The organism is Mesorhizobium sp. M7A.F.Ca.AU.001.01.1.1 (genome assembly GCF_004022735.1).
GTDB classification, from domain to species: Bacteria; Pseudomonadota; Alphaproteobacteria; order Rhizobiales; family Rhizobiaceae; genus Mesorhizobium; species Mesorhizobium ciceri.
Genome location: NZ_RZPF01000962.1, coordinates 1 through 1921, shown reverse-complemented (window position 1 = coordinate 1921; position 1921 = coordinate 1). Strand labels below are relative to the sequence as shown.

Genomic DNA, 1921 nt, shown 5'->3' with positions numbered 1-1921 from the left:
GCCTACATGCCTCAGGCGAGTTCACCGTCGGCGAGATGGCGGCGACGGTTCGCGGCACGCTCGGCTGGCGCCATGCCTTCGGCGAGACCGTACCGCTGTCGCGCTTCGCATTCGCCGGCGGCGCATCATTCACCGTCGCGGGCGTGCCGATCGCCAAGGACGGGCTGATACTCGATGTCGGGTTCGACATCGCCATCGCACACAATGCCACGCTCGGCCTCACCTATGGGGGACAATTCGGCAGTCGCGCCGCAGACCAGAGCGTGAAAGCCAATCTCGCGGTCAGGTTCTAGTTGGGGGATGGGCCACACGCCGCAGGACGAGCCCGCATTCGCGTCTCCTCGTCCACCCGCGTTCCATTCACAATCCGCGTTTGCCGCCGCCACTTGCGCAAAAGGTAGAGCCTTTAGCCTTTGGAAAGGGAGATGTGGTTCCTCTCAGAGGCGCGGACTGCGCGCTGAGGCGAATCGATGGATATCTTTGGCATCAAGGCACTTCTGATCTGCGCCCTGATCTTCATTCCGTTCGAACATCTGTTTGCCGAGCGGCCGCAGAAGATCTTTCGCAAGGGCTTCGCTGTCGATCTGATTTATCTGCTGTTCAACGGCTTCATCATAAAGCTGGCCATCGTCATGATGGCGGCAGGCGCGCTCGGTGCCGCTGCACTCCTGGTCCCGCAAGCGATAACGCATGCCGTCAGCGGCCAGCCCGTCTGGCTGCAGGTTGCCGAAATCATCGTGATCACCGATGTCGGCGTCTACTGGACACATCGGGCCTTTCACAAAATCCCGGCGCTTTGGAAGTTCCATGCCGTTCACCACGGCATTGAGGAACTCGACTGGCTCGGGGCCTTCCACAATCATCCCGTCGACGCCATCGTCACAAAGGCAATATCGCTGACGCCGATCTTTTTCCTCGGCTTCTCGGAAGCGTCGATCGCCGTCTTTTCGACTCTCTACCTTGGACATACGCTGCTTGTGCATTCAAACGTGCGGATTCCGTTCGGCCCCTTGAAGTGGCTGATCGCCAGCCCGCAGTTCCATCGCTGGCACCATGCCAACCAGCGCGAAGCCTATGACAAGAACTTCGCCGGGCAGTTGCCTTTCCTCGACGTGCTGTTCGGCACCTACAATCCCACCGGTGACAAGGTGCCGGACAAGTACGGCGTCGACGATCCGATCCCTTCCACCTATTTCGGCCAGATCGGCTATCCGCTCCTGCGCCGCAGGAAGCTGCCGAACCGGGCGGTGCCGAACGCCGAAGCCTGACGGCTGGCCCGGCGTTGCGGTATCCACACCGGTCCCCTTTCGAGCCGCAGGACGCCGAACCACCGGAAGGCTTTTCGCCTCGAATCGGCTAAACCTTGCGCCATGAACGAGACCTCACTCTATGCGCCGGTGAAGCGGTTCCTCGAAAGCCTCGACTTTGTCGTCAAAGGCGAGATCGACGGCTGCGATGTTGTTGCGTTGCGCGAGGGGGAGCCGCCGGTTGTCGTCATCTGCGAGTTGAAGCTGCAGTTCAATCTCGAACTGGTGCTGCAAGGTGTCGATCGTGCGGCGGCCTGTGACGAGGTGTGGCTGGCCGCGCGCATGTCGGCTCGCGGCAAGGGACGCGAAAGCGATGCCAGGTTCCGCAATCTCTGCCGCCGGCTTGGCTTCGGCTTGCTTGGCGTGACCGCGACGGACCGGGTCGAGGTGCTTCTCAGCCCGATCGCGCTGGCGCCGCGCAAAAATGCCCGCCGGCGCTCCCGCCTGGTCGATGAGCACCAGCGCCGTCGCGGCGATCCCGTTGCCGGAGGAGGATCGCGCAATCCGATCATGACCGCCTATCGCCAAAGCGCCCTCGCCTGCGCTGCCGCCATGGTGGATGGCCCCAGGCGGCCGCGAGATCTGAAGGCGGTGACGCCGATCGCGCCCAAGAT

Annotated in this window: 3 protein-coding genes; all 3 read left to right on the top strand. The window is 62.6% G+C overall.

Annotation, left to right across the window (positions count from 1 at the left end):
- Positions 1-293, top strand: a 293-nt coding sequence (locus tag EN884_RS34590; RefSeq protein WP_128361068.1) for an autotransporter domain-containing protein, incomplete at its 5' end; no start/stop codon positions are given.
- Positions 294-470: 177 nt separating this feature from the next.
- Positions 471-1268: a sterol desaturase family protein gene (locus tag EN884_RS34585; protein WP_063168009.1), complete on the top strand. Its 798-nt coding sequence runs from the start codon at positions 471-473 to the stop codon at positions 1266-1268.
- A 102-nt stretch (positions 1269-1370) separates the two neighbouring features.
- On the top strand, positions 1371-1921 hold a 551-nt coding region (locus EN884_RS34580; protein ID WP_128361067.1), incomplete at its 3' end, for a DUF2161 family putative PD-(D/E)XK-type phosphodiesterase.